Source organism: Bacteroidales bacterium, assembly GCA_041671145.1.
Lineage (GTDB): Bacteria > Bacteroidota > Bacteroidia > Bacteroidales > JAHJDW01 > JAQUPB01.
On sequence record JBAZBZ010000028.1, the window covers coordinates 23,231 to 30,217 of the forward strand.

General features: G+C 34.6%; 3 protein-coding genes. 1 reads left to right on the plus strand and 2 read right to left on the minus strand.

Annotated features, from left to right (window positions below; translation table 11 throughout):
• Window positions 1-51: 51 nt before the first annotated feature.
• Window positions 52-1,335 (minus strand): T9SS type A sorting domain-containing protein, encoded by a 1,284-nt coding sequence (locus tag WC223_09530; GenBank protein ID MFA6924480.1) that lies wholly within the window; start codon window positions 1,333-1,335, stop codon window positions 52-54.
• Between the two features lie 544 nt (window positions 1,336-1,879).
• On the opposite strand from WC223_09530, the gene WC223_09535 reads away from it, so the two are divergent.
• Window positions 1,880-6,595 carry a gliding motility-associated C-terminal domain-containing protein gene (locus WC223_09535; GenBank protein MFA6924481.1) on the plus strand — a complete coding sequence of 1,572 codons (4,716 nt, stop codon included), beginning with the start codon at window positions 1,880-1,882 and terminating at the stop codon, window positions 6,593-6,595.
• 114 nt (window positions 6,596-6,709) lie between these two features.
• On the opposite strand, the gene WC223_09540 is transcribed toward WC223_09535, so the two are convergent.
• Window positions 6,710-6,987, minus strand: a 278-nt coding sequence (locus WC223_09540; GenBank protein MFA6924482.1) for a hypothetical protein, incomplete at its 5' end; no start/stop codon positions are given.

A 6,987-nucleotide genomic window follows, 5' to 3' on the forward strand; every position in this document is an offset into this window, starting at 1 on the left:
AAAGATTGAAAAAATCGTCTTGCGACTTACTACTAAATACTTGCGACTAATTTAAAACTTCACAACAGGTTTTACCTCAGAATATTTTTCGTTATTAAGTTTTAAAAAGTAAATTCCATTTGACAAGTAGTGTATATCAATTTCATTTTTCCCTTTCACTGCTTTTTGCTGAAACAGCAATCTGCCGTCAATGCTGTAAATATCTATATCGAAATTTTCTGAAAGGTTGAAATTTTTTATATCAATAACTATTTTATCGTTTGCGGGGTTAGGAAAAATTTCAAAGTGGAAATTATCATTTAAAGTTTTATTAGTAATGCCTGTACTAACCGGAGATGTGGCAAAACAAAAACCTGCTTTTGTTTCATACCACATTTTATAATTGTTTTCTTTTGCATCGTAAACCACATCACATGCCCATGGTCCGCTTTTATCAATATTGGTATCGGAAGGAGCAGTGTAGGTATTGAATAATGGATTACCTGCAAATTTTGTCCAGTTGATACCGTCAGGAGAAGTGGCATAACATATATAAAGAGTATCATACGCACTTATTGAATTAAAAGCATTGTACCACATTTCAAACTGATTATTTCTTTTTATCACAGAAGGAACTGCAACCCACATATCATCGTAAGAACCGGCAAGACCATGAGTAATTACAGGATTTCCGGGATATTTTGTCCAGTTTAGTCCATCGGGTGAAGTTGCCAGTCCGGTTTGAATAAGCCAGTTTTTATTCACACCGCTGTACCACATCATATATTGATTTGTGGCACTATCCCATAACACAGCAGGAGATTCAATCCAGAAATTTTCCCAAGAATTAGTGTCACCTTTGGTGAGTATCGGATTTCCAGCGAATCTTGTCCAATGAATACCATCGAGCGAAGTTGCAACTCCCAGCGCAGATGTTGTCGATACTGAAGGATTGGGTTGCTGATTGGTAACAGAGTCACCAAAAAAATAAAGGAAATAGCCACCAGGTCCATGCAAAATTTCGGGAGTATCAAGCCATGTATCGTCCCATGCTCCTACCGTACCAACATCCATCACAGCTGCTCCGTTGCCATATTTTGTCCATGTAATACCGTTTGTTGAACGAGCATAAAGAACCCTGCCTTTATGGTCAAGTCCGCAGGCAACGTACCACATTTTGAATGTATCGTTTTCCATTATAACCGCAGGTTGCCCTATAGCGTAAAATTCAGTAAGAAAATTCTGTTTCACCATCACCGGGTTTTGCACATATTTTGACCACTGCTGCACCTGGCTTATTGTGATAGTACTATTAAACGCTAAAAGAATAAAAATAAATAAAATTTTATTTTTCATCTGTTTAAATTTTGTAAGTAATTGAAATTTCTGCTGTTAATTTGCTGCTTTGGTTAATTAACTTTTTTAGTTACTCACTCCCACAAAAACCATCCGCACAACCTATTCGTGAATATCCATGCATTACTTTGTTGAAAGTTGCGCTGCTCATTTAATCATTTATGGTTTTGCAAAAGTAATAAAATTGTAACTTTTTTTAAAGTAATACCTTCTTAAAATACTTATTATGATAAATTTCTAAAAACACTAAGCAATTTATACTAAATATATTATAAATTTTTCTACTTTCAATCTATCAAAATGTCACATAAGCATATTATAAATTATTACATACATTACATATGTAATTATTTTTTTATTTTTAAAGTAATGACATTTAATTATTAATAAATCAAGCAATTAGTATTGTTAATTTTATTGATTTTATTGTTATTTTTAAAAAAATATTACATTTTTCTTGACAAATAGATTTTAATTCGTTATATTTGATTTAAAATACTCGATAAAATGAAAGATAGCACATAACAAGTTAAAAAATAAAATCATGAAGACGAAAGTTGCATACAAGTTAATGGAAGTGCTTGGAGTACTTTGTTTTCTTTTTATTTTCAATAACTTACTGTTTGCACAGGGAGGAAATAATTGTATAACCGCCGCCTTAAGTCCAATAACTATTCCATTTTCAGCTGTTAGTCAAACAGTTACAGGTAAAATAAATGATTATAACTCAGGTAATATAACTCTTTTTACTAACTTTCCGGCTACTTATGTAGCTGGTGAAGATTATTTGTATTATTTTACTGCTTCAATAACTGGTACAATAATAATAAATGTATCAAACATTTCGGTTGGAAACAGGGCGTCTTTACTTGTATATAAGGATTGTCCGAATATAGGAACCTGCATTGCTTCATCTTATGACAATAATTTTGCCGGAGCAATAGTGTTAACTGCAAACATTAAGCAAGGAAGTAATTATTATATTATGCTTGATGGAAAAGGTGGCTACAATTATAATATCTCTGTTAATTATATAAATATTCAACCTGCATGCACCAATATGGACTTTGAAGCGGGCAATTTCACTGGATGGACAGGTACAAACGGACGCATCGGTGAAGGACAGATTACAGATAAATATCCAAATTATATCGGAATATCAGTCAATACATCCCCACCTCAGTTAAATATAGTGAACAGCGGAACAGATGCGTGCGGCGGCTTTCCAAAGGTTTGTCCGGGAGGAACATATTCTGCAATGATTGGAGACGGTCAATCACCAAATTATCATGGTGCACAATTAATCCAATCGTTTCAAGTAACACCTTCCAACAGTGCATTTTTTTATAAATACGCAATGGTGGTTCAGGATGCAGGACACCCAAAATATGAACAACCATACATCAGAATAAACATGTATGATGAAAATGGTGATACTATTACATGTGGTCAATATCTTGTTATCGGCGGACCAAGTATTCCTGATTTTTATCCTGCCAGTTGTGGTGCCAATATTTATTATAGACCATGGACAACTGTTACAACTGACCTCTCAGCATATATTGGTCAAACTGTAACAGTAATTTTTACACAGGCAGATTGCTCATTAGGAGGCCACTGGTCTTATGCTTATATTGACTGTTCCTGCAATACATTCAGCATAACCGAAAGCAAACTTGATTCATGCAGTCCTGTAACTTTATCTGTTCCTTCCGGTTTTTCTTCATATCATTGGTCTCCAGGAGGACAAACGACTCAAAGTATTACCGTTACTTCTTCAGGTAATTATTGCTGTGATTTGATTTCTGTCAGTGGTTGCATTTTGAATTTATGTAAAAATGTAGTTATAAGACCTTATCCGGTTATTAATGCAAACACACCATCTATTTGTAACGGAAGCTCAACAACTTTAAGTGTTTCAGGAACTAATTCTTATACTTGGAGCAACTCATCAACCGCTACTACGATAACAGTTACTCCTACTGTTACAACTACATATACAATTACCGGAATGGCAACTACGGGATGTACCACTACTTATAATGCGGTGGTAAATGTGGTGCAACCAAATGTTGTATTGAGTCCAACCGGCAGTTCTATATGCTTAGGATACTCTGGAAACATTACTGTATCCGGAGCGTTAACTTATACATGGAATACTTTACAAAATGGAACATCTATAAACGTAACACCTAACGTAACTACAACTTATTATGTTACAGGTACAGATGCAAGCGGATGCACTAATACAGCTAAAATGACAGTGGTTGTAAATCCTAATCCTGTGATTTCCGCATCAGGTGCTGTTATTTGCAGAGGAAGTTCAACAACAATAAGTGCAAGCGGTGGTAATAATTACATCTGGAGTAACAGTCAAACATCGCAATCAATTATTGTTAATCCGACTTCAACAACAACATATTTTGTAACAGGAACTGATTTGAATGGGTGTTCCAATACTGCTCAGGCAGTTGTAACAGTCAATGCTAATCCTGTAATTTCTGCAAATGGTGCCACCATCTGTAATGGAAGTTCAACAACAATTTCTGCAAGCGGTAGTAATAATTACATCTGGAATAACGGTCTGACAACGCAATCAATTATTATTAATCCGACTTCAACAACAACATATTTTGTAACAGGAACTGATTTGAATGGTTGTTCCAATACTGCTCAGGCAGTTGTAACAGTGAATGCTAATCCTGTAATTTCTGCAAGTGGTGTTACTATCTGTAATGGAAGTTCAGCAACAATTTCTGCAAGCGGTGGTAATAATTACATCTGGAGTAACAGTCAAACATCGCAATCAATTATTGTTAATCCGACTTCAACAACAACATATTTTGTAACAGGAGCTAATCTGAATGGATGTTTTAGTTCAGCTCAGGCAATAATTACAGTTAATCCTAATCCCGTGATTTCTGCAACCGGTATTGTTATTTGTAGAGGAAATTCCGCAACAATAAGTGCAAGCGATGGTAATAATTACATCTGGAGTAACGGTCTGACAACGCAATCAATTATTATTAATCCGACTTCAACAACAAATTATTTTGTAACAGGAACTGATTTGAATGGGTGTTCCAATACTGCTCAGGCAGTTGTAACAGTCAATGCTAATCCTGTAATTTCTGCAAATGGTGCCACCATCTGTAATGGAAGTTCAACAACAATTTCTGCAAGCGGCAGTAATAATTACATCTGGAATAACGGTCTGACAACGCAATCAATTATTATTAATCCGACTTCAACGACAACATATTTTGTAGCAGGAACTGATTTGAATGGGTGTTCCAATACTGCTCAGGCAGTTGTAACAGTGAATGCTAATCCTGTAATTTCTGCAAGTGGTGTCACTATCTGTAATGGAAGTTCAGCAACAATTTCTGCAAGCGGTGGTAATAATTACATCTGGAGCAACAGTCAGACAGGACAGTCAATAATTGTTAATCCAACTGCAACAACAAATTATTTTGTAACTGGAATTGATGCTAACGGTTGTTCCAATACTGCTCAGGCAGTTGTTTTTATAAACAGTAATCCTAGTACTTCAAATGTTTCAGTTGGAACCTGTAAAGGAAATAATGTAAATGTATCTATAAGTGTGAGTAATGGTGGTGGTTCATATGCTTTCAGATGGCAGCCCACTGTTGGCATAGATTATCCGGATAGCCAAAATGTATTTGCCAGCCCAACTGTCTCAACAAGTTATACAGTATCAATTTCAGATCAAAACGGCTGTAAAACCTTATCGCATGTATATATAAATATTTACACTTTGCCAAAAATAGCAATAAGCGACCAGTTTCTTTGTTTTGGAAGAAATGTTACTTTAAATCCTATTGTGAGTGAGGGAACTCCTCCATACACATTTTACTGGACACCAAATAATGGGTTAAGTTCAACATCAAACCAAAATGTAGTTGCCAACCCTACAATTTCTACAACCTATACATTAGTAGTACAAGACAGTAAGAGTTGCATGGGTTTAAATCATGTATCGATAAAAGTAAATTCCGAACTAAAATCGTGGATATCCAATACAGTAAATGCTACCTGTGGAAATTCCAATGGTTCTGCAACAGTAGTTGCATCAGGAGGAACACCATATACAAGCGGTGGTATTCACTATAATTACAAATGGAATACTCCCAATTCAGGAACATTTCCTACAGTTAATAATCTTCTTGCAGGAACTTACACAGCAACTATTACCGACTCATTAGGATGTACCAGCAATTCACAAGTTGCATTGACAAATACTCCTCCTGTATTATTAAGTACAAATACAACATCTTCCGATTGTGGCAATCCAAGCGGCAGTGCAACTGTTATTGCCTCAGGCGGAACTCCACCTTTTACATATTTATGGAATACTTCTCCTCAAAAAACAACCACCACAATAACTAACCTTGTACCGGGTATATATGAAATAACCGTTACTGATTCCAAAGGATGTCAAGCTGTAAAAAATGTAATAGTAGCCGATTCAAATAAATTAAAATTATCATTTACATCAACATCCGAAAATTGCGACAGAAGGAATGGAACAGCTACAGTAATACCTTCCGGTGAAAGTGTTTATTCATATCTGTGGAATAACGGAGAAACTGAAAATATGATTTCAAATCTTTCACATAATAAATATACAGTTACAGTAACAAGCGGAACATGCATAATTAAAGGTTCAGTTACAATAAACAATATACCTGGACCTGAAGCCGATTTCACTTTCAGTCCATCCATACTTGATATAGAAACTACTACAATAGCCGATTTTATGGATTTATCCAGACCAGGCGGTAATCCAATAATAAAATGGTATTGGAATTTCGGTGACAACAATAATTCTCCTGTTCAGAACCCGTCACATAATTATACTAATATAGGAACTTACACTATTTATCTGGTCGTAACCGATAAAAAAGGATGTGTTGATACAGCAATAAAAAATATTATTTATAAAGATATTTATACAGTTTACATTCCGAATGCATTCAGTCCTAATGATGATGGATTGAATGATGTTTTTGGTCCAAAGGGAAATAAGATAGATACAAAAGAAGGATTCCTTATGATTATATACAACCGATGGGGTGAAATAATTTACAAAACAAACGATTACTTCAAACCATGGAACGGCAGATTTCAATATGATGGAGAAATAGTTCAAATAGGAACTTATGCATATAAAATACAAGTTAAAGAACTAGATGGTCCATCTTATGAATTCATCGGTAGGGTAAGTGTGATAAGATAAAGAGAGTTTAAAGTCAAAAGTTATAAAACAGTTAATTCTTTATATTTAAAAGTGGCATAAAGTTGATTTTCTTCGCATCTCTTCGGAGATTTTATCACTTCGCAATTTCACAAATTATTTCAGAGTTATTCCTAAAACAAAAAACAAATTTTCAAATTGAGGATTATAAACCAAAGAAGCTTTAACGGGTAATGAAAATTCATCAGTAATTTTTATATCGTGTCTACTGCTTATTCCAATATTTACTACACCGAATGCGTTACCGAAAGCACATGGAAACGGAGTAATTCCGAGGAAAACATCGAAGTCATTTTTACTACATAAAAAAGAATAACCAAGTTCAAAATAAGTCGAATAATAATTTTCAAGTGTTGTATCTTTTTTTAAATCAT